We start from the raw sequence: 26,289 nt of genomic DNA, 5'->3' as shown, positions 1-26,289 counted from the left end.
CAATGATATGAAAAGAAAACAAATCATCGTACTATTAGCACTGATCCTTATTCTGGGTGGAGCCTTCTATTGGTTCACCAAAGACAACGAGGTCAGCGTGGTACAGGAAGATAAGACAACCCTCTCACCCACTCAGGTAGAAAGCATCGAGAATATCGGCCAATGGGAATTTCTATCTGTAAGTGATGAAGAACTGATAGATACAATACGCCGTGGCTTTTGGGGCGATGACCAACTGGTACGTATCTATTACGGAACGTTGCGCTTGGGTATCGATATGAAGGATGTAAAAAAAGGATGGCTACAAGCCAGCCAGGACAGCATCGTATGCACTTTACCTCCTATCAAACTGCTGGACCATAACTTCATAGACGAAGCGAAGACCAAGAGTTTCTTTGAAGAAGGCAAATGGACAGGCAGCGACAGACAGGCTATGTATGAGCGTGCTTATCAAGCTATGAAGAAACGTTGCTTAAACCGCACCAATATCTATACTGCACAGGCGAATGCCAAGACTCAGTTTAGAGAGATGCTGAAAGCAATGGGATTCAAAAACGTAAAGATAGAATTTGAGAAATAACAAGGTTATAACACATAAGTAACTGCGTTATCAGGTATAAAAAATATAGATATAAGATAAACATAAAATTTTTAAGAGATGGATGCAATAAACGATTTTTTCACCGCATTTAGTTCATTCCTCTGGGGATGGCCTATGATTATCCTGCTGTTGGGAACCCACATCTTTCTGACCATCCGCTTGCGCTTTCCACAACGCAAGATTTTCAAGGCAATCAAACTGTCTGTAAAGAAAGACAAGAATGCCACAGGAGATGTTTCACAGTTCAGAGCACTGGCAACAGCATTGGCAGCTACAATTGGTACCGGTAACATCATCGGTGTGGCTACAGCTATCGCTCTTGGCGGACCAGGAGCCGTACTCTGGTGCTGGTTAACCGGTGTCTTTGGTATTTCTACCAAATATGCCGAAGGATTACTCGCCGTAAAATATCGCGTAAAGACCAAGCGAGGCACGATGTTGGGTGGTCCTATGTATGCCCTGGAAAAAGGATTGGGCTGGAAATGGCTTGCAGTCCTGTTCGCCCTCTTTGCCGCATTGGCATCATTCGGAATCGGTAGCACGGTACAGGCAAATGCCATCTCAACCCTGGTAGAAAACCAATACGGCATTTCTCCATACATTACTGGAACCATCGTTACGGCTTTAGGAGCAGCAGTGATTCTTGGAGGCGTGAAAAGTATCTCCAAGGTTTGTGGCATGCTGGTACCTTTCATGGCACTCTTTTATGTATTAGGCTGCATCTACATTCTCTGTGTAAATCATGCTTATTTATTGCCTGCCATCCACGTAATCTTTGACTCTGCATTCACAACAAAGGCTGCAGGTGGCGGCTTCGCTGGAAGTACCGTGATGATTGCAGCCCGCTATGGTATAGCCCGCGGATTGTTCTCTAACGAAAGTGGTCTGGGTTCGGCACCCATCGTTGCTGCAGCAGCCCAAACCCGCAACCCTGTGCGCCAGGCATTGGTTTCATCTACCGGTACCTTTTGGGATACTGTCATCATCTGTGCCCTTACAGGTCTTGTCATCACCTCAAGTATCATAGCATATCCAGACATCGACTATCATAACGGAGCAGCACTCACCAAGGCTGCCTTCAGTAAGATTCCATATATCGGAGCTCCGATATTGACCATCGGACTGGCAACATTTGCATTCAGTACGACATTGGGATGGAGTTATTATGGAGAACGGTGTGTAGAATATCTGAAAGGCAAAAAGTGGATGCTCTGTTTCCGCATAGTCTATATTGCTACTATCTTCCTGGGTAGTGTCATCAGTCTGGGACTGGTTTGGAACATTGCCGACTGCATGAATGCTTTAATGGCGATACCAAACCTTATCTCCTTGCTCTGCCTGAGTGGTATCATAGTGCATGAAACCAGAAAGTATCTGTGGAGAGACCAGTTAGATAAAGACATGGACGAAAAAGAAATAGAGGAATTAGAATAAAAGACACAGAAAGAAAATACCCTGAAAGGGAGTAAAAATACAAAAGCTCGGCATTGCATCACTGCAGACCGAGCTTTTATTATTAAATCAACAAAAACTAATAAAATATCTTTTCTAAAAACCAAAAAACCTATTCGTTATGAACTTATGGTGCAAAGATACTACCATTTGCGCAATAAACAGCACATTTTCTGTTGATTTCTATACTTTTTATTGGGCAAACGTTTGCACAGTTTGCCCTATCAGATTACAATTTATACTGAAGATGTTTCATTGCATGACCACCCCAAGTGGTATCATTGACATATTGGAAACCAACCTTCGCATAGAGACGCTCCGCTTTCGGATTGCCTTTATCACAAAGCAAACCTACAGCAGGAAGTCCTAATTCTCTTGCGCGAGAGATAGCAGCATCCAACAGTTTAGATGCAATACCTTTTCCACGGTATTGGTTAGAAACTGCCAAACTATCCAAATAGAACTCACCTTCCTCTGTTTCAAGCTCCATAGCCGAATAGTCTATTCCAAAAGCAACGATCGCAGCCTCAATAAAGCGCTTACGTAATCTTTTGACGTCAGCACCATCGTATGCAACCAAGATGCCAACAAGAATGCCATCAGTAGACATAGCAACCAATGTATTCTTATAACTATACTGACTGTCCTCCATCTCTACAAGTTTAGTCATCATACGGTGAAAATCAACCAATGTATGCTGAGGACCAGCAAAATTTTGGCAACACTGCGCATTCATCGCCTCCATGATAAGCGATGCGATATGCGAAGCCTTGTCTGGCGTAGCCTGTTCTATTTGAATTTTCATTATACTATTTTTTGTTTATTGTTTTATTATTGTTATTTCTTTCATGCTCCAGCATCGTGAGGAAATTCTACAAAGATTACTTTTTTCATGATTGCAGATTGGGTTTGATGCCTTATCGTTTACAAAGTTACGTATATTTTTTGATAAGAGCAAGTTTTTTATATTTTTTATTCGAAAAAGTTTTTTTATTCGAAAAAAAGATGTATCTTTGCCGCAGGTTTTGAAGCTAAATTTCTATTACTAGCATAATAGAGATACCCAAATCCCTTGGGTCCCAATGCTTCAAAACCTTTTTCGTTTTTAAGAGCGAAAAAGGAATACACCGAAAGAGTGTATCCTTCTTCGCAATATAAATCCTTAATGTTTTGATTTTCAGAATATTACTATAATCACAAAGCTACAGAAGCATCCTTTAAGTCTACTGCCTGTGCCTTGAGCGTTCCCTTACCTTTTATCACAACGACACATTTTCCGAAGAATGCCTTGCGATGTGAATCGGTGAAACGCTCCAAAGAAGTCTGACATCCATTATCTGTTCCCAGAATCTTTGGCGTTTTCAGGAAACCATTACCACTTGCATCCTGTTCTCCAGAAACAGAGAAGAAAATCTGGTTATCTGCGTTCGGACAGAGATTGCCATCTTTATCTACTACATTCACCTCGACAAAGGTGGTCGGATACGAAGAGCCATAAGCCAGATGCCCCTGATAAGTCTTCTTCAACACAAGATGATGAGGAGCTCCTGCTGTTTTTATGACCTGCTCTCTAAGAACTTTACCATTCTTTCTGGCTACAACCTTTACTTCTCCCGGTTCAAAGTTTACTCGCCACATCACATGATATTCAGTACTCTTTCTGAAAGCATCGCCTTCGTTCTTTGCACCATAGACTGTCTTCTTACGGATGCCCTGACTTTTGCCATTGATAAAGAGTTCTACCTCATCGGCATGATTATAATAACACCACATGTCGATGGTCTGTCCCGGCAGCCAGTTCCAATGAGGGAAGAGATGAAGCACATCTTTCTGACTCCACTCACTCTGATACATATAATAGCTGTCTTTTGGAAGACCCGCCAAATCGATAATGCCAAAATAACTGCTACGGGCAGGATAAGCATAAGGAGTAGGTTCACCGATATAATCGAAACCGGTCCAGATAAACTGTCCGCCCACAAAGTTGTTGTGCTTCACCACATCCCAGGTTTCTTCGTGGGTACTACTCCATGAGGCATGGAAATTATCATAAGCCGAACACATAAACGAAGGATCGGTATAAGGCAACCACCATTCCTTTGGCGCAGTATAAATGCTGTCGCTAGGCATCATATAGTAGCCACGAGTCTGCAAGGCTGAAACACTCTCCGACAGAATGAAAGGCTTGCCAGGGAAATTCTTTGGCACATCCTTCACCCACTGATGGTGATAATTGAAACCTATAACATCAATAGCCCCACTCTTAAAGAGGTGATTCTTCGGGTCGGGCTCATTGCAGCCAGCAGTAACAGGGCGTGTGCCCCAAGGATCATACTCTTTCACGATTTTTGCCAGATGCTGGGTAAGAAGCGAATTGACACTCAGTTCATCACTATGTGCCAAAGTTGAAGCATCATGACCGGCATTCAGAATCAGGTTAGCCTGCTCCAGACTGAGCGTATCAGCAGCCGCATTCGACCATTGTTCGAGAACTTCATTACCGATACTCCACATGATGATACTTGGATGGTTACGGTCGCGCTTGATGAGATCAGACAGGTCTTTCTTATGCCATTCATCGAAGAAACGGGCATAATCGCCATTCGATTTCTTGCGGCGCCACATATCGAAGCTCTCGTCCATCACGAGGAAACCCATCGAATCGCACATGTTCAGGAGTTCTGGTGCCGGAGGATTATGACTGCTTCGGATAGCGTTCACGCCCATATCGCGAAGGATGGTAAGTTTACGGTGCATCGCATCCTCATTAACGGCAGCACCCAGGCAACCGAAATCATGATGCTCACAGACACCATTTATCTTGAGATTCTTGCCATTGAGGAAGAAGCCCTTCTTAGCATCAAACTTCACATCACGGAAACCGGTAGTTGTCGTAGCAACATCCACTACCTTCCCATTTACTAACAGCTCGCTTTTGACTGTATAGAGATATCCCTTTCCGATGTCCCAGAGATGCGGATTCTTCACCTTGAGTTTCTGTTCCCGAACACCCTGACTCTTGGCTACGATCTTTCCGGCAGCATCATAGATGGTGTTACGGACAGAGAGTTTCATCTTGTTACCGGAAGCAGCGAAATCCACCTTCACCCTGACATCACCCTGTGGAGAAGTTACTACATACTGTCCCCATTGAGGAATATAAGCAGATTTCATGGTTTTGGTGAGCCAAACATGGCGGTAAATACCGCAACCGGAATACCAGCGGCTGTTAGGCTGGTCGCTGTTGTCTACCTTCACAGCAATGACATTATCACCCTTCTTATTAATATAAGGTGTAAGATCATACTCGAATGTACTGTATCCGTAAGGACGGGTTCCGAGTTTATGACCATTGATATACACGGTAGAATTCATATATACTCCATCAAAGGTGATGGTAAACCGGTCATACTTTTCCTTTGGATTCACCGAGAAATGCTTACGGTACCATCCGATGCCGCCCGGCAATGCACCACCACTGGCTCCCGAAGGATTCGAAGGGGAGAAATCGCCCTCTATCGCCCAATCGTGAGGAAGATTCAAACTTCGCCAATGCCGGTCTGAATAATCAGACTTTGACATTCCGGCACTATCTGCTAAAGTGAAAAGCCAGCCTTTATCAAAAGACTGGCGATCACGGGCGCTCAACGACTGAGCGCCCAATAGAAAGATTGCTAAAGCAAATATCTTCTTCATATTACTTCAGTTTTACAGTAACTGCCTTACCAGCATACTTCACCATCTTGCCCTTAGGCGCCTTGGCGAGGCTGATGCCCTGCTGGTTGTTATCACTAACAAGTACGATATTGAAGCGACGCTTCTGTAGCATACCATCAAAAGCACCCTTACGGGCAGCGATAGTAACGGTCTTCTGAGCATCATTATACTTGAAGTCTATCATAGCATACTTACCCTTCTCGTAGTTGTAGTTGGTTCCCTCATCCTCATAGAGTGTATAAGAACCGTCCTTGCCTGCATAGACATAGAGGTCGATGAGCTCAGCCTTCTTCTGATCGCTCCACTCCATCTCTGGACCCACAGGAAGAATAGAACCCTCTGGAACAAAGACTGGAATCTTATCGAAAGGCGCATCGGCTACGATTGTCTGTCCACCGGCATAGTGCTTACCGGTATAGAAATCATACCAGCCCTTCTGCTTAGGAAGATAAACATTGCGGCTGTACTTCTGATACTCGCCTACAGGACAAGCCATGAGAGCAGGACCGAACATCCACTGATCCTTGATGTCGTAAACATTGTCATCGCCGTTGAAGTCCATTACCAATCCACGCATCATCGTATAGTCCTTGAAGTGAACCATACCAGCCATACTATAGAGGTAAGGCATCAGACGGTAACGGAGTTTATCGTATGCCACGATGGTCTTGTAAGCCGGATGATCTGCCGGAGCAATGTTCCATACCTCACGGGTAGGCCACTGGCCATGAGTACGATAAAGAGGTACGAAGCAACCGAACTGGTTCCAACGCGCCTGCAACTCGCGCCATTCCTTCAAGTCAGCATTTTCCTTACCGGTCTTATCGAACTCCTGCTGGGCAGCCACATAGCGGTTCTCTACACAGAAACCGCCCTGGTCCATTCCCCAGAAAGGCAGACCTGCCATAGAATAGTTCAAACCTGCAGTCATCTGGGCACGCATATCTTCCCAACGGGTAGCAATGTCACCAGACCAGGTAGCCGTACTGTAGCGCTGCTCACCGGCAAAACCGGAACGGGTCAGGAGGAAGACACGCTGGTTAGGGTTCACGCTGCGCTGTCCGTTATAGATAGCATCAGCATTCACGATGCTGTAAGCATTGAAATATTCGGTAGATGTACCGAGGGCTATAGGACCGGAAAGGGCCTTGCGGTACCACATCGGGGTACAGTCGCGAACGTTTGGTTCTGATGCATCCATCCACCAGGCATCAATACCGAACTTATACTTGGTATAAAGATTCTCGTCCATCTGGCGCCAGAACATCTTGCGGGCACCATCAGAATATGCATCATAGAATGAACCGCGGAAGCCGAGCCAGTCGTGAATATCATCCTTGATAGCCTGATGATACATCCAACCCTTGCTGTCGAGTTCCTTATAGTTCTTGACTGTATCGTAGAACTTAGGCCATACGGAAATCATGAATCTTCCGTTCATGGCATGTACGCTGTCGAGCATCGCCTGTGGGTTTGGATAGCGGGCAGCCTCAAACTCATGACTTCCCCATGAATCCAGCTTCCAGTAGTTCCAGTCCTGAACGATATTGTCTACAGGAATATGCAAGTCGCGGAACTTCTTCAGGTTGTCCTCGATGTCCTTGCTGCTCTGATAGCGCTCACGGCTCTGCCAGAAACCGAGGGTCCACTTAGGATAAAGCGAAGCCTTGCCGGTAAGCGTACGGTAACCGGAAATCACCTCATCGAGATTCTGACCGGCAATGAAATAATAGTCCATATCCGGCGACATCTCACTCCAGATGCTCAACTGGTTCTTCTCTGCCTCAGAACGAGGAGCTGCTACGCGAAGTCCGCAGTAGGAAACATCACCATCTGGCTGCCACTCGATGCGGATAGGAGTCTTTACGCCTTTCTTGATTGGAGTTTCAAACTTATAAGAGTTCGGATTCCAGGCTGTACGCCAGCGCTCAGGCACTACCAGTTTGCCGTCGATATAAATCTTCATATAGCCGGCATAGTAGAGGATAAACTGATAGAAGCTGTTGGTTGGAGCCTCCACATAACCCTCGTAAACCACCTTGGAACCATTCAGTGCAAAACCCTTTGGCAGGTTCTGAATGCCGCCCTTATCTGTCTTGTTGCAAATCTCAGAAGCCTCAGGCATTGCATACTCAAAGTAAATGCTATCTTCGCCTCGAACAATCTTTTTACCGTTCTTGTCTACATAAGTACCTGTCAGCTGACCTTCCTTTCCATCTTTATCATAGAGTTTGAAGGCACGGTTCAGCTGGAGATAATCTTCCGGATTACCCCAACGGCAATAAGAATAAGAATCCCAGAGGATGCCATAGTTTTTATTAGAGATGACGAAAGGCACACTCACCTTGGTATTATACTGGAAGAGGTCTTCGTTCTTACCCTTCATATTGAGTTCCTCACTCTGATGCTGACCGAGACCATAGAACGCCTCGTTATCAGGAGAGTTGAAGAGCGCACGCCATGACCATCCGTGCTTCTGTGCTTCAGGAACCTTGGCAATGTCTACACCGATTTCACGGTCAGGCACCGTGAACGGCTTGAATGTCTTTCCGCCCTGTGCAACCTCATTGAGAAGGACATTGTCTTTCAGGTCATAGAAGGTAATCTGACCCGTAGCCTCGTTCATGACAGCACGCATGGCTGCAGTGGTAATGATGAGATTGTCTCCCTGCTCTTCCACCTTGTAATTTGCCTTGCTGTTTTGAGGCACTATTATCAGACTCTGTTTATTACGGAAACTCTGTTCGGCTGTAGCCTGAACACGGATAATCTTATCGCTCACCACCTGGAGGCGAATCTGACTAGGACCAAAATTCTGGTGTTGCTTCAACTGAACAGTGAGATAATTACCATTCTGGTTGAAACCTGCTGCCTGCATACCTGTGGCACTCATCAGCAGCACTGCTGAAATCAATAATGTTTTAGTTAGTCTCATTTTATACGTTTAAAGGAAAGTTTAAAAATCTGCGGCAAAGATACGAGAAATTTCCCGTATCTTTGTGCGCAAATGTTATCTGTATGTGTATAAAATGTTAACTAGAAGCGTAAACTACTCTGATTCTGACAGATTCTTACGATATTGAGACGGCGTAACGCCATACGCGTCTTGGAAGTATTTAGTGAAATAACGTGGATTATTGAATCCCACCTTATAGGCTATTTCACTGATGTTCAAGTCGCCCGAGCGGAGCAGATGCTCTGCAAATTTGATACGCTTGGTTCTGAGATACTCAGAAGGTGTAATACCCGTCAGCGAAATCATGCGTTTATATAATTGTACGCGTGAAATGCTTAGATGAGTACTGAGCGATTCTACCGATGTTTCAGGATTGCTCATATGATCGCGGATATAAACATTCACCTCATCTATAAATTTGCGGTCGGCCTCTGTTATTACATATTCTGTGCTCACATTCTTGCGTTTCTTCAAGAGGTTCAGAATACAGAGATTCAACATATCTATATCGAATGGTTTGGCAATATACTCGTCAGCACCACACTTCAGACTTTCCTTACGCTGCTCATCTCCCATACGGGCCGAGAGCATGATGAAAGGTATGGCTGTTGTTTCGTCATTGTCCTTACACATCCGGCAGAGTTCGTTACCATCCATCACAGGCATCATCACATCGCTCAGGATGATGTCAGGACGACGGTCGATGATCTTGTTCCAGGCATCCTGACCATTGACAGCCTCAACAACCGTATAGTCTGTCAATACTTCGTTCATAAACTCACGGAAGTCCTCACTGTCGTCAACGAGGAGCACTACCGGCTTCTTGATCATCGATTCTCCAGGCTGGTGCGCATGTTTACTCATTCCGTAGAGAACGTTCTTACCTGCATCCGGATCATCATCAGTAGCCTGATGCACCGTGGTTATGATAGGTGCTGCTCGCAAGGAACCGAGATGTGCCGTAGAATTGGAGGTGGTACTGCTCTCTATCGGAAGGTCTACCATAAAGATGGTTCCTCCGCTTGGATTATCTGTAACATCTACCTTACCACCATGCAGTTCGGCAAACTTCTTTACCAGGTTCAAACCTATTCCGCTACCACCCTGTGGTTGCATTTCAGTACCATTGACCTGATAGAAACGCTCAAACACATGTTCCTTCTCCTTATCGCTGATGCCCTTGCCAGTATCAGATACTGAGATGCGGAGCATATCCGAATCCTTGTCTCCTACACGCTGGCGGAGTGCAACACTCAGAGAAACGGTGATAAATCCTCCATCTGGCGTAAACTTATAGGCATTGCTCAAGAGGTTATTCACGATTTTTCCTACCTTATCAGCATCAAACGACATCTGCAGACTAGGCACCGTAGAATCGAAGGCAAGCGTTACTTTGCTGTTTGCCAAAGTACGGAACGAAGTACAGATATTGTCAACGAAGTTCACGATGTCGATACGCGACAGGGTAAGTTTTTCCTTGTTCTGGTCTATCTTGCGGAAGTCGAGAATCTGGTTTACCAGATTGAGCAAACGGGTAGCATTGCGATGAATCATCTCCAGCTTTCTGCGTTTAGACTCATCTCTTTCTTCTCTGATCATACTAACCAGCGGCGAGATAATCAGGGTGAGCGGAGTACGGAGTTCGTGGCTCACATTGGTGAAGAAGTTGAGCTTCAGTTCGTTCAACTCCTTGGTCTTCTTGATACTGTCTTCCTTGCTCTGGAGTTCGAATTTAACACGTTGCTTTTCGAGCATACGTTTACGGTAGAGATAGAAAGCTACACCTATTAATATAATATATACGATAAACGCCCATATAGAGAGATAGAAAGGCGGGTGAATATGAATCTTCAGCGTGCTCACCTCTTCGCTCACACTACCATCTGCATTCACCACCTTTGCCTCCAGGACATAACTGCCTGAAGAGAGATTGGTAAAGGTAGCCTCCGGACGTCCCTCCGGTGTCAGCATCCATTTGTCATCAAGTCCCTTCATGCGATAGAGGAAACGGCAGCGGGCAGGAATACTTACCTGGTCGGAAGCCAGCTGTATGGTAAACGCCTTATCCTTATAACTGAGATCCAGTTCCGGGTTGGTATCCAGCGATTTAGCCAGAGGCACTCTTCCCTCAAACTCCTCACCTGCCTTCAGCGGATGATCGAAGAGTACGAAACCGCTGAACAAGACTTTTGCATGTTTCTGGGCAGGAAGGATCTTGGCAGGATTGATGATATTAATACCATCCTGACCGCCGATGGCGATGGCTCCATTTCTCATCAGACAGGCAGAACGCTGGTTAAACTGGCGGCTCTGCAAGCCATCAAGCGAATTGAAGCTGATCATCGTAATGTCCCATTTGCCCTGATTATTCTTGGTCAGCGTAACACGGGTAACGATAAATTCAGAAACCAGCCAGATGTTATGCTGCTTATCTTCGAGCACCATACAGCCTACCGTACCCTGCGTACCATTGAGGTCATTGATTGACTCCAACTGTCCTGAAGCCTCATCATACATGGTGACACCCGCAGGCGAAGCCATCCACAAGATGCCGCGGCTATCCTTCATCATGTAATTCAGGGAAGGACTCGGGAAAGGCTGTCCGTCCTTGGTTGTATTCACATTGGTTACCTTTCGGGTTCCGAAATTAAAGATAGAATAGTTCTGCGAATGACCTATCAGAATTTCATCTTTATTCGGCAGGAAGAGCGAATTGATAAAATCGCTGGTAATACCCGAATTCTGAACATTGTAGGTTGTGAATTTACCACTTTCAGGATTATAAATCTGGAAGCCTGAACCCAAGGTTCCGATAATCAGGCGATGATACGGATCTTCAGCAAGACACCAGACGCTGTTATTGGCAAGTCCGCCAGGAGCTGCCTGAAAGCTCTTCCATCTGCCATTTTTATATTGGGCAAGTCCACCATTGAAGGTTCCGAAATACATCGTACCATCAGCCATGGTTACGCTGCTGACCACAATATCCGAAGCCAGACCGGTTTCAGCCTGTGAGAATCGCCAGCTCTGTCCGGTAAGCGGACTGTAGCATACAATTCCGCTATCATTGGTTCCGCACCAGAGATTACCATTCAGATCCTGTGTGATTGTACACACATCACCAAGCAGAATCGTTGTGAATTTCTGAGCGGCAGGCGAATAATAAGCCACGCCGTTCTTGTAACTACCTACCCAGATAGCTCCCTCATCATCCACATAAACCTTCTGCAGGGAATTGTCAACGATACTTCCCTTTGCTTCGGAATGAACATATTGACGGCAGATTTTGCGTTTGAAATCAACGAAGAAGAGACCGTTATGGTCGGAAGCCACCCAGAGATTGCCTGCCTTATCGCGGGCTATATCGCGCATCAGAATATGGGTTGGGCAAGGAATATCAATGCCCATGTTTGTAAGATAAGAACGGGCATCGGTCCATTTTCCGGTTTTAGACTGATACACATAATTGGCATTGCTTACTGAAACCCAGAAACCTCCTATACCATCATAGAAAGTATAGGCACCATTATCACCGGCAGCTTTATGATTAGCAAGGAAGGAATTGTACCAGAGAACCTTCTGTTTCTGTCCGTTGACACGGCAGATTGTACCATCACCATAGGTAATGAGCGCATCGCCGTCAACCTCGGTTATTTTACTGATATTTCCCTCTTTCAGACAGCCCGGCTGAGCCTTTTTGGTAAATTTAAAAAGGTAGGTATTCTTGGTTTTGGCATTATGATAGTAGAGTCCCTGACCGTAGACAGCTATCCACATGTTCTTATCCTTATCTATCAGGAGTTTATAAGGAGGTCCCTGCACGTGGATGTTTTTGAGCCATTCTTCCGGTTTGCGGTCAAACTGCTCTTCATCATATTTGTAGATGCTGTAACCTACAGAGGTATGCACCCAGATATTTCCATCATAGTCTTGCTGAAGTTCATCTACCGAATTGTTAGGCAGCGACTTATCATCAGTGTTGCTATAATAGAAAGTTTTCATACGGAAGCCGTCAAAGCGGCACAGTCCCGACTGGGTACCGAACCAGATGTATCCTCTGGTGTCCTTGAGGATGGCACCCACCTGACTGTTCGTAAGTCCATCATGATTGGTGAGGCTGCTGAATTCTACGTTTTCATAGCCAGCCCATGCTCTACCCGGCTGCATGAGCAGCAAGAGCAGAAACAGCACGATGGCATGTTTCAAGTAGTTTTGTTTTTTAATCATCATAAGCATTAATTGGTTTAGTTCTATAAAAAGATTGCTTTCTGTAAATAGGAATTATTTCGCTTCGTTCTTTTCAGAACTTTCGCGTATTTTCAGAATCATCGGTACCACTTTTTTGTAGATTCTATCATCTCCATTGATACTTCTCATGAGTAGATCGCAGGCAGTGGTTCCCTGTTCGTGCGCCTTGTCCATGATAGCCGAGAGTTTCGGCGTAACGAAGGCAGCAGTATCACCATCGGTAAAACCGATGATAGCAACATCCTCTGGTATTCGGAGTCCTTTTTCCTTGATAGCATCGAAGGCGGCATAAGTGATAATATCGTTAAAGGCGAGGATGGCATCAGGTCTGTCCTCCTTTTCGAGGAGACGGAGGGTAGCGTTTCGGGCCACATCGAAATCGATTCTGTCGCAAACTACAAGGTCACGGTCGATAGGGATGCGGTTCTCTCTCAGCGCCTCCAGATAACCGTGTTTTCTGCGGCGCACCATATCAAGATGGTTTGGACCGCCGATGAAGGCGATGCGGCGCGAACCGGTATCTATCATATGCTGGGTAGCCTCCTGGGCTGCAACATCACCATTGCCTACTACCTGGGAGAACTTATCTTCTAAGCAACAACGGGCAAAGAACACCAGTGGAACTCCCATCTTATGCAACTGCTCGAAATGAGAATAGTCGACCGTATCCTGTGCCAGACAGGCGATGATGCCTTCCACATGCATATTCAGGAAGTTTTCTACCGCTCTCTTCTCGTGTTCTGTATTCTCGTGGCTATTGGCGCTGATCACCGAATAACCATTCTTTACGGCATAATCTTCTATACCATCCAGCACAGCAGCATAATAATGAGTCACCAGGTTTGGCACAATTACACCAATCACCCTAGGTGCTTCTTTTCTGAGGCTCTGTGCAAAGGGGTTTGGGCGATAATTGAGCTCCTTGGCAAGGCTTTTCACCTTTTGAGTCATCTCCTCACCCACTTCATGGCTGTTTCGCAGGGCTCTAGATACAGTTGCTATGCTGACGCCAAGTTGATCGGCGAGGTCTTTCAAAGATGTTCTTCGTTGTTTCATTTGTTAGTTTACGCTTATTATTGACATACATTTTGTATCCACAAATTCTGCATATTTTGCCTTTCCGACTGCAAAGTTAGTGAATTCTTTGCAAAGATAACAATTTCTTTCGAAAACGCAAACGTTTACGTTATTATTTTTCTGAAAAAATTTATTTTATAAGAAAAAAACTCGTATTTTTGCAAACTGAAAAGTAATGAATAGTTGATAATAAGTTAGTTAGAAACAAGCGTGGGTTTGGAATGTCGGGAGACAATCCAAACTCTTTTTTATGTCCCAATGCCAACAGATTACCTGATAGGATACAAAAAAAGATGAGGGCACATACTGAATACTGCCCCCATCTGATATGGTTATTACTGCTTAAAAACAAATTTCTTCTGTCCGGGATAGTTAACGAATATCGCTACCAGCAGAGATACAATACTCTTCGGAATCATATAATGCAGCTGAATATGTTCGTGCGCATTCAGAAATTCGGTCAGGGCGATAGTGCCGCCCGAATTGAGCATCCAGCTGATGCCCCAGATGATAAAATAGCGCCAGGCTACACTCTTTTTCTTGCTCTTGGAATCGCCGAACACATAACGGTAATTCAGTATGCAGTTGGTAATGCCGCCACTTATCACTCCCAGCGCATTGGCAAGTCCGTAATAAATGCCGATGATATCTGAGAGGAAGAATGCCAGTCCAAAGTCTACCACTGAGGCGCAGGAGGCGGTCAGTTCCGCCTTGCCGAAGGTTACGAGTTCTTCTTTAATCTTGCCCATAATCTCTTGGATTCCATTAGCAGTACGCCTACTATCGTAGTAAGAATACCCAACATGACATCGATGATATAATGATGACCGGAATAGACTGCCGTCCACCAGATTCCCAGACAGATGCAGGCGAAGAGCACCACCGTATACCAGCGTTTACGGCTCATTACAGCATAAATCGTGGTGAGGAACATATAGGCAGCATGCAGACTAGGCACGGCAGCAAAGACATTGGCATTCTTGCCGTAGAGTCCGTGAAACACGTGCAGTCCGGTCATTGCGTCCCATCTGCCCAGACCAGCCACATTACCCGGTGTATTGAGCACAGCCTCGAAGCCATAGTTCATCGCATACCAGGGCGGAGCAGCCGGATAGATGTAGTAGCCGATGAAGCCGATGACATTCACCAGCAGGAAAGCCCAGGAGAAACGTCTGAACCAGTTAAGCTGTTTCGTAAGATACAGATAAAGGGCAAAGGCGATAGGCACCGGAACCCAGCAGAGATAGAAGATGCCTGCCCAGAAATCGGCAAAGCCGCAATGGTGAACCTTGAAGTATTCGCCCGGAATCATCAGCTGGCTATGGTCGGCTACAGCCTGCAATTCTGCGCTGGATGAAGCAGCAATGCCGAAGAGCGACTTTTCTGCATGATAGAGATTCGCCACGTCAATATCGTTCACCATATAGTTAGGATAAAGGCGCATCGAATCGTAGATGATTCCAAAGAGGAACCAAGGCAGAAAATAGAAGGCAAAACGGCGTGTCTTCTTCCAGGCTGCGAGTACCGCCAGGAGGATAATCAGATAGATACTAAACACTTTTTTCTACTTTTTATTGATAGAACTTGAGTTTATTATTTATGAGCGTTCATCACAACATAACAATGCCAGATGCGCCAGAAAGCGGTGATGTTTGCCAGAACGGCAATCAGAATCATGCCGCCAGCCAGCCACCAGATATTGCCTGTAAAGCCGGTAATCATCGCAGTAACGGCAGTAACGACAACGCGCTCAGGACGCTGCATGAAACCTACCTTGCACTCAATATCCAAACCCTCGGCACGGGCACGGACATAACTTACCATCACGGAACCGATCATCGCAGCAAAGGTGACTACGCCCATCCAGAACCAGACCATATCGCCCTGCATACGTACGAAGATGAGGCAGATGCCAAAGAGACTTACCAGCTCGCTGTAGCGGTCGAGTGTAGAATCCCAGAGTGCACCGAAGAGACTGCTTTTGCCGCTCATACGTGCCAATCGGCCATCCATCATATCGAAGAGACCGGCTGCCAGGATGATAAATCCACCCCATCCTACAGTAACCATGCAAGATGCATAATCAGCCTGCTCTGTTCCGAGCATCCATGCAGCATCGAGGAAGAAACCGGCTGCTACGATATTGCCCAGGAATCCTACGAAGGTAACAATGTTAGGAGTAATACCTACTGCTATCATCCCCTTGATAAGTGGATTGATGATGGCATAGATAACTTTTTGTAAGAAATCTCTATAATTCATATTTTAATCTATTTTTTATTGTCTGTTTAAGAAATGTCTGCTTAAGAATTTGTTTCTTTAAGAATTTGTCTGCATTAAGAAATGCCAGACTAGATGATTCCAGTCGAAACCAGTATGATTTTGATGATGATTAAAGAAACGGCTGCATAGAAGCCGCCCAGCAGATCATCAGCCATCACATAGAAGGCGCCCTGTCTGTTATCCAGTTTCTTGATGCCCAACGGTTTCACCATATCAAAGAAGCGGAAGAGAACAAGTGCCACCAATGCCCACCACCAGGCATCTTTCACTTCGCCCTGAGCGGTAAGCGGAGTCAGCAACGACAGGGGAATCCACACGCCAGCCATCTCGTCGATGACCACACGGCTGGGATCCTCACCCCAATAAGGCTGCAACTGAGCTGTTGCCCAAGTGCCCAGAATAGTGGAAACAATGACGAGAAAGAAGGTGATACTCTGCAGACTCTCGCCCGTAATACCGAGTCCGTAAGCCAGGGCTGCCCAGATGAGGGTTGCCAATACAGAGCCAGCCGTTCCCGGTCCCCAAGGCCAGAAGCCACTGCCGAAACCGGTGCCTATGATGACGGGCAGCAAAGGAGGCCGCTCGTCGGTAAGATTTCCCTTGTTATTCATTCGCTTGATGTTTAATAAGCCCGCAGAAGGGCGTTACTTCTTTAAATTTCAGTGTGCAAAATTACGCTAAAAAATTAAATTAACCAAATAGTTTTCTCATATTTTTCGGAATTTCATCATATATTGACAGATAAAAAGGTGAAATAGAGCAATATGAAGGGGTTTTATACCACTCAGGCTCGCACGGCGAAGAGCAAGAACAGGCAACAGAAGGAACTGCATGGAAGCCTTTTTCTGAAAATCTCATAAAAAACTGAAATAATGAATAGGTTTTTGCGTCTATTTACGAATAATGTTATAACTTTGCATCCTGAAAGCCAATAAAGCATCCTCAAACTTCGGCTCTTGCGGGGCATGTGGGGGTGAGGAATTTGACAGATAATAGATTAAATCATGGGCGGAGAGCCCCTATATATAATAAGGTATAAAAAATGAAAGGTATTAAAAAGTTGTATTTTACAGTCATCCTTCTGATGATTTCTACACTTCAGATGATGGCTCAGCAGAAGATAACAGGCCGTGTCATCGATGACGACGGTTTTGCCGTACCGTATGCAAGCGTGCAATACAAAGGACATAAAATCGCAGTTTCCAGCAACGGAGAAGGTAAGTTTACCATCGAAAAGAAGCCGGGACTCATGCTCACCGTAAGCGCACTGAGCTACAAGAGCACATCGGTGAAGGTTGACGAAAAGACCAACTTCCTGGAAATCAAACTGAAAGACGATACGCACAAACTTACCGAAGTGGTGGTAAAATCGAAAAAAGGCCGCTACAAGCGTAAGGATAATCCTGCCGTAGAACTGATGCGACGCGTGATTGCCGCCAAGAAAAAGAGCGATTTGAGCAACCACGACTATGTGCAATATGATAAGTATCAGAAGATTACACTCGCGCTCAACGACCTGAAGAAAGAGCAGTTGGAGAGCAAGTTTTTCCAGCGCCGCCAGTATCTCCTCGACCAGGTAGAAACCTCTCCGTACAACGGAAAGCTCACCCTGCCTGTCAGCATCGACGAGACGGTTTCACAGCATATTTACCGCAAAGATCCGAAGACCGAAAAGGACATCATCAAGGGTCAGCAGAGCAATGGAATCGGACAGGTAATCCAGACCGGAGAGATTCTCAACACCGCTCTGAAAGAGGTGTTCACCGATGTAGACATCTACGATGATTACGTGCGCCTGCTGCAGTATCCCTTCCCGTCTCCTATCGGCAGAACAGCCATCAGTTTCTACCATTATTACATCGAAGATACGGTGTATGTGGAAAGAGACCTGTGCTACCATCTGCAGTTTATCCCAGCCAACAGCCAGGACTTCGGATTCCGAGGCGAACTCTATGTGCTTGCCGACAGCAGCCTGCACGTGAAGAAATGTAACCTCTACATGCCTCACAACAGCGATGTAAACTGGGTTACTGACATGAAGATTGAACAGGAGTACACCAAGCTCGACAACGGCGAGTGGGTGCTCTCTAAAGACGATATGATAGCCGAACTCCACGTCAACAAGCTCCTTCAGGACCTGCTGGTGGTGCGAAACACGCGAATCACCGATTATGCCTTCGATGCCTTGCCGAAGCAGCTCTTCAAGGGCAAGGCGAAGATCAGGCACGATATGGATGCGATGAACCGCGATGAGGCTTACTGGAACAAATACCGGCAGGTGGGCCTCACGAAGAGCGAATCGTCGATGGACAGCTTTATCCACCGCATGGAGAACTCCAAGGGATTCAAATACATCATCTTCGGTGTGAGAGCCCTGATGGAGAACTATGTGGAAGTGGCTCATACCAAGGGCAAAAAGGTAACGGTGAAAGACAGTCTGGGTGTTGAAAGAGACAGCATCATCAACGACCGCCGCAGCCTCTTCGACCTCGGACCTATCAACACGTTCCTCTCCAACAACTACGTAGACGGTGTGCGCCTGCGTCTGGCGGGCAGAACGATGGCAGCCCTCAACCCCCACTTCTTCTGGGATGGTTACGGCGCCTACGGTCTGAAGAGCAACAAGTGGTATTACGGCCATGTGCTCACCTATTCGTTCAACAAGAAGAAGAACAGTCCGTTCGAGTTCCCGATGCGCAAGCTTACCTTCGAGCTGGGGCATGATATTACATCTCCATCCGATGATAACCTGCTGCACAACAAGGACAACTTCTTCATGACCCTCCGTGCCACCACGCAGGACCAGATGTATCAGTATCACCGCCAGAAGGTGACCTTCACCTACGAAACCGACTGGGGCTTCCGCTTCGACACCAGCCTCCGCTGGCAGAGCAACCGCACCGTGGGCAATCTCCACTACTACAGGGTGAGCGACGGCGAGGAAATACGCAAGATACGCACTACAGAGGCGAGTGTAGGCTTAGATTACAACCCGGGTGTCACCTATGTCAACACCAAGCAGCAGCGCCTGCCTATCAACCTCGACAGTCCTGAAATCTCGCTTCGCCACACCATGGGCTTAGACGGATTCATGGGCGGCCAGTATCAGAGCAACCTCACCACGCTGGGCATTTACAAGCGCCAGTGGCTGGGAAGCTTCGGTTATATGGATTTCAACATCGTGGGCAAGGCGCAGTGGAGCAAAGTGCCTTTCACCATGCTCATCCAGCCACCGGTCAACCTCTCTCTCTTCGAGCAGGAGGCAACCATCAGTATGATGAAGGACTGGGAGTTCCTGAGCGACCGCCAGTTGTTCTGGTCAGTAGCCTGGGATATGAACGGCAAGCTGCTCAACCGCATTCCGCTCATCAAGAAGCTGAAGTGGCGTGAATATGTAGCCATCAAGGGTGTTTGGGGCGATTTGACCAGCAAGAACGACCCGAGCAAGAACCTCAATGATGAGAAGCTCTTCAAGTTCCCTACCAACTCCTATACCTTTGGCAAGACGCCATACTGGGAGTTTGTAGCCGGCGTGCACAACATCTTCAAGTTCTTCGGAATCGATTATGTTCGCCGCCTCAACTATTATGACCATGCAAACATCTCAAAATGGGGCATCCGTATGGGCTTCCTCATGTCATTCTAATAAGAAAAAAGATGCCTTGATGCAGTATTTTTATTGCATCAAGGCATCTGCGTACATTTATAAACAACATATAAGAGAGTAAACACAATGAAGATTCTACTAGCAGACAAACAGGACATCACAAGAGCCGGATTGAGCTATGTGATCAGTAAGATAGAGGGTTTGGAAACCCGGACCATCGAAGACAAGGCAGACCTGATGCTTGCCTTAAAGGAGAATGAGGATACGGTCGTTATACTCGACTACACCCTTTTCGACATCAATGATGCTGCCGAGTTACTTATTTTAAACCAGCGTTTCCCATATACGCGCTGGCTACTGTTCAGTGAGGATCTGAGTGCCGATTTCGTGAAGATTCTCATCGCCAGCAGTACGCAGTTCAGCGTATTGCTGAAGGAGTGTTCGCTAATGGAAATCAAGGAGGCGATACGTTTTTGTGTGGCAAGCAACCGTTTTGTCTGCCAGCGCATGATGGAGGTTCTTCTGGCTCCGAAACAGGAGGAGCAGGAGAAAATCAACCTCACCAAGACCGAGACAGAGATTCTGAAAGACATTGCGCTGGGAATGACGACGAAAGAAATAGCCGAGAAGCGCTTTTCCAGCTTCCATACGGTCAATACCCACCGCAAGAACATCTTCCGCAAGCTGGGCGTAAACAACGTTCACGAGGCTACGAAATATGCGCTGAGAGCCGGTTTGGTTGATTCGGCAGAATATTATATTTAACTATCAACTTTTCATTGGGGGGTTAACAGGGTTAACAGTTAACAGCTGTTTTTTGCATGGTCCCCCTCGCGTACCTTATTATATAATAATATATATATACTTATTTTTATATAAGTGTGTGGATGGAAGTATGCATTTTTGGGGTGTTAACTGTTAACCTGTTAACCCCCATCTTAATTTTCTCTTTCCAGAGCGCATCTTTTTATCTTGGCAAGCGTCTTATATTAAGACGGAGAAGTGCCTTATATTAAGACAGATAAGAGGCTTAAATGATGACCAGCGGGAGGCTTCAATGATGCCTCACGAGGGGGCAATTAATGCGTCGCGACGGAAGAATTGGTACGTCGCGATGAAAAAAAATTGCGTCGCGACGCAAAAAATAATGCATCGCGATGGAAAAAATAATGCATCGCGATGGAAAAAAACAGCCATTTTACAGCCATTTTTCATCCTATTGCGATGCATTCTTAATTATCTCAACCGGAAAGCTATGAGTTGCTAACCGGAAAGCTATGAGTTGAGAACCACAAAACTATGAGTTAGTTTTTTTAACATAAAGCTCTAAAGCAGCCAAAGGAGAATAAGAGAGGTTGGAACGTAAACAGTTGGGAATGAGTAGATTTGCACAAAGTTGCCAAATCGGCATAAAGCAAGCGAGTGAGGAATATTGAAGTAGTTCAGTTACTAAATCGTGAGCCACAGTTACCTATGCAAAGCAGGTAACAATGCGGAAAGGCAACTTTGTGCATCAACGGATTTTATTGCACTGATTATCAATGTTTTGCGTGTCAAGGAACGCTTACAAAATGATTATATTTGCACACTCAAAATGTAAGCGTTATGAAAATCGAAAAATTCAAGGTGTTGCTCTACCTAAAAAAGAGCGGAATGGACAAGAACGGAAAAGCTCCCATCATGGGACGCATCACGGTGAACAGGACTATGGCGCAGTTCTCCTGCAAGTTGTCTTGCACTCCATCGCTTTGGAATCCCCGTGCCAGCCGATTGGAGGGCAAGAGCAAGGAAGCCGTGGAGACCAACAAGGACATCGGGCAGTTGTTGCTTTCCATCCAAAAGGCTTTCGATGTGCTTGTGGAAAAGAGAACGGACTTCGAGGCTAATGATGTCAAGGAGGCTTTGCAGGGCAGCGTCAAGACACAGACCACCCTTCTCTCCTTCGTGGACGAGCATATCAGTGAACTCAGCACCCATGAGGGCATCGATATGTCGAAGAGCAGTGTCTGGACTTACAGAAAGATTCGCAAGAATCTCGCTGAGTTCATCGGGGAGAAGTATAGGTTGACTGATTTGGCTTTCGGACAGCTGACCGAGCCTTTCATCAGTGACTTTCACCATTACTTGCTTGACGAGAAAGGCTTTTCATCAGGAACCATCACCATCTATGTGTCGCTCTTCAAGAAGATGTGCCGCATTGCCTTTGAGCGAGGCTTGTGCAAGAACCTGCTGTTCGCCCATTATCGGGTTGGCACTCCAAGGGTTACGACACCCAAGGCTCTCAGCATGTCTGATTTCATAAAAATCCGTGATGTGGAACTGCCCGAAGACAAGCCGAGACTATCCGTTAGCCGTGACCTGTTTCTTTTCGCCTGCTATGCAGGAACAGCCTTCATAGACACCGTTTCCATCACGAAAGCCAATGTCAAGGTGTTGGAGGATGGTGACAAATGGCTCATCTATAACCGCAAGAAGACCGGAACACTTGCCAGGGTGAAACTCCTGCCCGAGGCGTTGGAGCTGATGGCGAAATACGAGGACGGGGCAAGAGATACCCTTTTCCCATTGCTGAGCACGAATCGTGTTCGTATCGATCTCATCACCATCTGCAAGTTGGCGGAAACGAGCAAGACCTATTCCTACCATTCGGGACGACACTCGTTCGCCAGCCTCATTACGCTGGAGGCTGGTGTGCCGATGGAGACCATCTGCAAGATGCTCGGTCACAAGGATGTGAAGATGACGCAGCGGTATGCGAGAGTAACCCAAAAGAAGCTGTTTGAGGACATGGACAAGTTCATCGCTGCAACCGAGAAGGACTTTATTCTCGCATTATGAACAAGGCTTTCAACTTTTCTTTTTACAGTTTCAACTACATTATTATATTATAAGGACAACAACTATGAGCAGAAGTACATTTTCAATTTTGCCTTACATCAACAGACAGAAGGTGAAGGCAGACGGAACAGCCAACATACTTTGCCGCATCACCGTTGACGGCAAAAGTGCAGCCATTTCCACAGGCATATCCTGTACCCCACAGGAGTGGAACGCCAAGAAGGGAGAGGTACGGAACGCAAGGGACAACGGACGATTGGCAAGTTTCCTTGCTGAGGTCAAGGATAAATACAACTCACTTCTTTCCACCAACGGCATCATCACCGTGGAAATGCTGAAGGCAGTGTTGAAGGACAAGGACACGACAGGAAGGTTCTTGCTGAACTTTGGTGATACCATCGTGGAATGGTATCGAACCGCAAAAGCCAGACAAACCTTCCTGCACAAGCGGACATGGCAGAAGAACCTGAGATCCTTTGTCCATTCGTTGGATAAGGACGACATCGCCTTTGAGGACATAGACGAGAATTTCGGGGAGGAATACAAGCTATTCCTGAAACGAGACCAGGGACGTATTGACAGCTACGTGAACCATTGCTTGCTCTGGCTGAACATGTTGATGTACAAGGCAGTGGACAGGAGCATTATCCGCTTCAATCCCATAGCCAAGATAGGGTATGAGAAGAAGGCAGCCCCGAAGATGACCCATATCAGCAAGGCAGACTTCATCAAGATGCTCTCTACCCCGATGGCTGACGAGCGAACGGAGCTTGCACGCAGATGTTTCATTTTTGCCTCGCTCACCTCCTTATCCTATATAGATGTAAAGAAACTGTACCCTCACCATATCAGTGAGAACTCCGAGGGTAGGAAGTTCATCCGCAAGGAAAGAGAGAAGACAGGCGTGGAGTTCTTCGTGCCACTCCATCCGATAGCCGAGAAGATTCTTTCGCTCTACAATACCACGGACGACAGCAAGCCTGTTTTTCCACTGGGTGAGAAGAAAGACATCTATCTTGATGTGCATACCCTTGGAATGGTGCTTGGCATAAGTAATAAGTTGGGATTCCACGCCAGCCGCCATACATTCGGAGTCTTGATGCTCAACGAGGACATTCCCATCGGCAGCATAGCCAAGATGATGGGACACGCAGACATTACAAGCACACAGGTCTATGCGCAGGTGACGGAGCAGAAGATTTCAAATGACATGGATAAGCTTATTGCCAAGCGAGAAAGGAACAGATTATCGAACGAAAAAACTATTGGAAAATGAACAGAGGAGTTATAACTATCAGCGAGAGCGGAACGGTATCCATGCCGACCGATACTGTATGGATGACCATGCAGGAGATTGCCGACATGTATAATATATTCGGCTGTTATGTGCGCAAGGCTGTCAAGGCTGTATTCAAGGACGGCATTCTGAAAGAGCAGGGTGTACGCCGTCATGTCAGGAAGAACGACCGCATCAGCTATGATGTGTATAGCCTTGAACTCGTCATTGCGGTAGCCTTCCGTATTGACAGCATTGAGAGCCGAGCCTTTCGGGAGTTCATCATGCAGTCCGTCATCGGCAGACAGACAAGCCGCACTAAACTGGTCTGTATCTTTACAGAGAATGCAATGGCATAGACCTGCCATAAAGCAACGTTCCTTGGAGGCTTTGCGCCTCCAGCCACTTGGGCGAACCACCGCAGTGTGTTTTAGCATGGTATTAGATTTATACAGGTAACACAAATGATACCCGGCAAACACGAACAACTCGGTATAGCCAATAAAACGAGGCGACAACCTATAACAACCACGCTCGGTAAGTTATACGTTGTCGCCTTGTTCATTTCACCCCACTCATCAAGGACATGTATTTCTCCTACAAGCCCTTCATTCTGTACGCCTCACGATAGTTAGCCATCAGAATCTTCTGAATGTCGGACTCGCGGTAGAGTATCTTTCCGCCAAGCTGGATATACGGGATGACACCGTTGTTTCGGTAGTCCTGCAGGGTTCTTCGGCTCAGTTGCAGCCTGGCACAAAGCTCCTTGTCCGTCATGAAGCGCTCACCGCCAAGCATGGGGCGGTAGTTCATCACGGCACGTTCAAAATTGTCAACCATTCGGTTGAGGTGGTTCACGATGTGGTTCATCCACTCGCTGTTTCTTGTCATTACTTCATTGCTCATAGTTGTCTCGTTTTATTGTTGATACTTACGTTACTCGGTTTACTTGCTGCATTGGATAAAGTGGCTGTTGTATATTGACAGCCTAACCTGTGCGCTTGCGAAAGCGCATGTCCTTTTTCCTGTCCTCCACTACTGCTACGATAGCCATCACGTCCTCCGGCTTGTAGTAGGTCTTGTGGCTGATTTGCGTATAAGCCAAAGTTCCGTTGTCCCGAAGCGTCTGCACTGTCCGTGGGCAGATGTTGAGCGTCTGACACACGTCCTGCGTGTCGAGCCACTTGTTCATGGTCTTGTCCTCACTGCGCTCACGGATTCTGTCCATGCGCTTCACGAAGTTCTCCAACTGGGCATCAAGATAGTTGAATGCCTCTTCCTCGAATACGATGAATCCCATACTTTTCTTTTTTCTAAGTTAATACTATGTTATATGTCGCAAAGCTCCACGCATATGCTGTGCTCCACGTTTGTGAGTGCAAAGATAAGGCACGGCAATCTAAAAACAAGCGTTTTCAATTTCTGTGGCAGTATGTTGCCGGGGTTTGCCGACTTCAACGCCAAAAACAACAAGAAAAACTTGCACGACTGCAACGAATACATGAACAATGATGAGTTGAGAAATACGTTGAAGTTCTCACAACTATCTCGGTATGCAAATAAGCAAGCCACAACTAAATTGCCACGTTACACCCAATCAGTTGCATGGCTGCACTCAGTACACTTACTTTGCACCCGACAATCGGTCAATGGTGCAAACCGTGACCACTATACTAACAAATAAAACAGCATAAGCTATGGCAAGAACAAAAGAAACGAAAATGTCTCCTGAACAGCAGGAGAAAATGACACAGGAGGTGATGGCTTCGCTTCACCCATCCACTTATGGTAAAGACTATGCCCAAAAACATAGCTCTTTCTTTGAAGAGGTGGAGAACTCCGATTTAGAAGTTGTGACAGAGAATGTGGCTGCAACAACCTCCAACATGGAGGACGAGCTTACGAACGAGGTTCAATCGCCACCGAATCCGCAGAAGCGCATCAGTGGCAAGCAGCGCAAGGCGACATTAGAGGAGTATCAGCAGACCTTCCTCCAAGTTCCAAGGATTGACGACCGCAAGCCAGTCTTCGTCAGTTCCGATGTACGAGACCGTCTTGATCGTGTCGTCCGCATCCTCGGAGGGAGACGCATGAGCGTATCGGGCATCATCGAGAACATCGTGCGCCACCACCTAAGCCTTTATGAAGAGGACTTCGAGGCTTGGCGCAAATTGTGAGAATTAAGGTCTGCGACCTTGGACGTGGATAGCTGAAAGGCTGTAGTTCCAACTAAC

Annotated in this window: 19 protein-coding genes; 8 read left to right on the top strand and 11 right to left on the bottom strand. The window is 46.4% G+C overall.

What is annotated here, in order from left to right; genetic code table 11:
- Window positions 1-7: 7 nt before the first annotated feature.
- Together ONT18_RS00605 and ONT18_RS00600 are read left to right on the top strand one after the other, a co-directional pair.
- Window positions 8-580 (top strand): DUF4230 domain-containing protein, encoded by a 573-nt coding sequence (locus tag ONT18_RS00605; RefSeq protein WP_264903571.1) that lies wholly within the window; start codon window positions 8-10, stop codon window positions 578-580.
- Between the two features lie 78 nt (window positions 581-658).
- Window positions 659-2,035: an alanine/glycine:cation symporter family protein gene (locus ONT18_RS00600; protein WP_118139507.1), complete on the top strand. Its 1,377-nt coding sequence runs from the start codon at window positions 659-661 to the stop codon at window positions 2,033-2,035.
- A 247-nt stretch (window positions 2,036-2,282) separates the two neighbouring features.
- Here the strand turns inward: ONT18_RS00600 and ONT18_RS00595 are convergent, their stop codons facing one another.
- The 9 genes from ONT18_RS00595 to ONT18_RS00555 all read right to left on the bottom strand — a co-directional run bounded on the left by ONT18_RS00595 (window position 2,283) and on the right by ONT18_RS00555 (window position 16,945).
- Window positions 2,283-2,858, bottom strand: a complete 576-nt coding sequence (locus ONT18_RS00595; protein ID WP_264903570.1) for a GNAT family N-acetyltransferase — start codon at window positions 2,856-2,858, stop codon at window positions 2,283-2,285.
- 389 nt (window positions 2,859-3,247) lie between these two features.
- On the bottom strand, window positions 3,248-5,749 hold the full coding sequence (locus ONT18_RS00590) for a glycoside hydrolase family 2 TIM barrel-domain containing protein (RefSeq protein ID WP_264903569.1): 2,502 nt from the start codon (window positions 5,747-5,749) through the stop codon (window positions 3,248-3,250).
- Window position 5,750: 1 nt separating this feature from the next.
- Window positions 5,751-8,705, bottom strand: coding sequence for a TIM-barrel domain-containing protein (locus tag ONT18_RS00585; RefSeq protein WP_264903568.1), 2,955 nt, complete (start codon window positions 8,703-8,705; stop codon window positions 5,751-5,753).
- A 114-nt stretch (window positions 8,706-8,819) separates the two neighbouring features.
- Window positions 8,820-12,956, bottom strand: coding sequence for a hybrid sensor histidine kinase/response regulator transcription factor (locus tag ONT18_RS00580; RefSeq protein ID WP_264903567.1), 4,137 nt, complete (start codon window positions 12,954-12,956; stop codon window positions 8,820-8,822).
- Between the two features lie 51 nt (window positions 12,957-13,007).
- Window positions 13,008-14,030, bottom strand: coding sequence for a LacI family DNA-binding transcriptional regulator (locus tag ONT18_RS00575; protein ID WP_264903566.1), 1,023 nt, complete (start codon window positions 14,028-14,030; stop codon window positions 13,008-13,010).
- A 356-nt stretch (window positions 14,031-14,386) separates the two neighbouring features.
- Complete coding sequence (locus tag ONT18_RS00570) at window positions 14,387-14,800, bottom strand: GtrA family protein (protein WP_006847720.1); 414 nt, start codon at window positions 14,798-14,800, stop codon at window positions 14,387-14,389.
- Window positions 14,773-15,609, bottom strand: a complete 837-nt coding sequence (locus ONT18_RS00565) for a phosphatase PAP2 family protein (protein WP_264903565.1) — start codon at window positions 15,607-15,609, stop codon at window positions 14,773-14,775. Before ONT18_RS00565 ends, ONT18_RS00570 begins: the two co-directional genes overlap by 28 nt.
- Before the next feature lie 35 nt (window positions 15,610-15,644).
- The gene (locus ONT18_RS00560; RefSeq protein ID WP_264903564.1) at window positions 15,645-16,313 is read right to left on the bottom strand and encodes a CDP-alcohol phosphatidyltransferase family protein; all 669 of its coding nucleotides are present in this window, start codon (window positions 16,311-16,313) and stop codon (window positions 15,645-15,647) included.
- An 89-nt stretch (window positions 16,314-16,402) separates the two neighbouring features.
- Window positions 16,403-16,945 (bottom strand): phosphatidylglycerophosphatase A family protein, encoded by a 543-nt coding sequence (locus ONT18_RS00555; RefSeq protein WP_264903563.1) that lies wholly within the window; start codon window positions 16,943-16,945, stop codon window positions 16,403-16,405.
- A gap of 431 nt (window positions 16,946-17,376) precedes the next feature.
- Here ONT18_RS00555 and ONT18_RS00550 point away from each other — a divergent pair, with 431 nt between their 5' ends.
- The 5 genes from ONT18_RS00550 (at window position 17,377) to ONT18_RS00530 (ending at window position 24,414) form a co-directional block, all read left to right on the top strand.
- Window positions 17,377-19,980, top strand: a complete 2,604-nt coding sequence (locus ONT18_RS00550) for a DUF5686 and carboxypeptidase-like regulatory domain-containing protein (RefSeq protein ID WP_259301894.1) — start codon at window positions 17,377-17,379, stop codon at window positions 19,978-19,980.
- 87 nt (window positions 19,981-20,067) lie between these two features.
- The gene (locus tag ONT18_RS00545) at window positions 20,068-20,706 is read left to right on the top strand and encodes a helix-turn-helix transcriptional regulator (protein ID WP_006847727.1); all 639 of its coding nucleotides are present in this window, start codon (window positions 20,068-20,070) and stop codon (window positions 20,704-20,706) included.
- 840 nt (window positions 20,707-21,546) lie between these two features.
- Entirely contained in the window at window positions 21,547-22,779 is a 1,233-nt protein-coding gene (locus tag ONT18_RS00540) for a phage integrase SAM-like domain-containing protein (protein WP_264903562.1), read from the top strand.
- A gap of 64 nt (window positions 22,780-22,843) precedes the next feature.
- The gene (locus ONT18_RS00535; protein WP_264903561.1) at window positions 22,844-24,055 is read left to right on the top strand and encodes a site-specific integrase; all 1,212 of its coding nucleotides are present in this window, start codon (window positions 22,844-22,846) and stop codon (window positions 24,053-24,055) included.
- Window positions 24,052-24,414 carry a hypothetical protein gene (locus ONT18_RS00530; RefSeq protein WP_264903560.1) on the top strand — a complete coding sequence of 121 codons (363 nt, stop codon included), beginning with the start codon at window positions 24,052-24,054 and terminating at the stop codon, window positions 24,412-24,414. The genes ONT18_RS00535 and ONT18_RS00530 overlap by 4 nt, the downstream gene beginning before the upstream one ends.
- A gap of 238 nt (window positions 24,415-24,652) precedes the next feature.
- On the opposite strand, the gene ONT18_RS00525 is transcribed toward ONT18_RS00530, so the two are convergent.
- Together ONT18_RS00525 and ONT18_RS00520 are read right to left on the bottom strand one after the other, a co-directional pair.
- Window positions 24,653-24,961, bottom strand: coding sequence for a helix-turn-helix domain-containing protein (locus ONT18_RS00525; protein WP_008145366.1), 309 nt, complete (start codon window positions 24,959-24,961; stop codon window positions 24,653-24,655).
- Between the two features lie 82 nt (window positions 24,962-25,043).
- On the bottom strand, window positions 25,044-25,355 hold the full coding sequence (locus ONT18_RS00520) for a helix-turn-helix domain-containing protein (protein WP_008628599.1): 312 nt from the start codon (window positions 25,353-25,355) through the stop codon (window positions 25,044-25,046).
- A gap of 397 nt (window positions 25,356-25,752) precedes the next feature.
- On the opposite strand from ONT18_RS00520, the gene ONT18_RS00515 reads away from it, so the two are divergent.
- Window positions 25,753-26,232, top strand: a complete 480-nt coding sequence (locus tag ONT18_RS00515; protein WP_153093595.1) for a DUF3408 domain-containing protein — start codon at window positions 25,753-25,755, stop codon at window positions 26,230-26,232.
- The last annotated feature ends 57 nt before the right edge of the window (window positions 26,233-26,289 follow it).

Source organism: Segatella copri, assembly GCF_026015295.1.
Classification (GTDB): domain Bacteria; phylum Bacteroidota; class Bacteroidia; order Bacteroidales; family Bacteroidaceae; genus Prevotella; species Prevotella copri_C.
The sequence above is the reverse complement of the archived record's forward strand: the minus strand, read 5'-3'. Positions and strand labels throughout refer to the sequence as shown.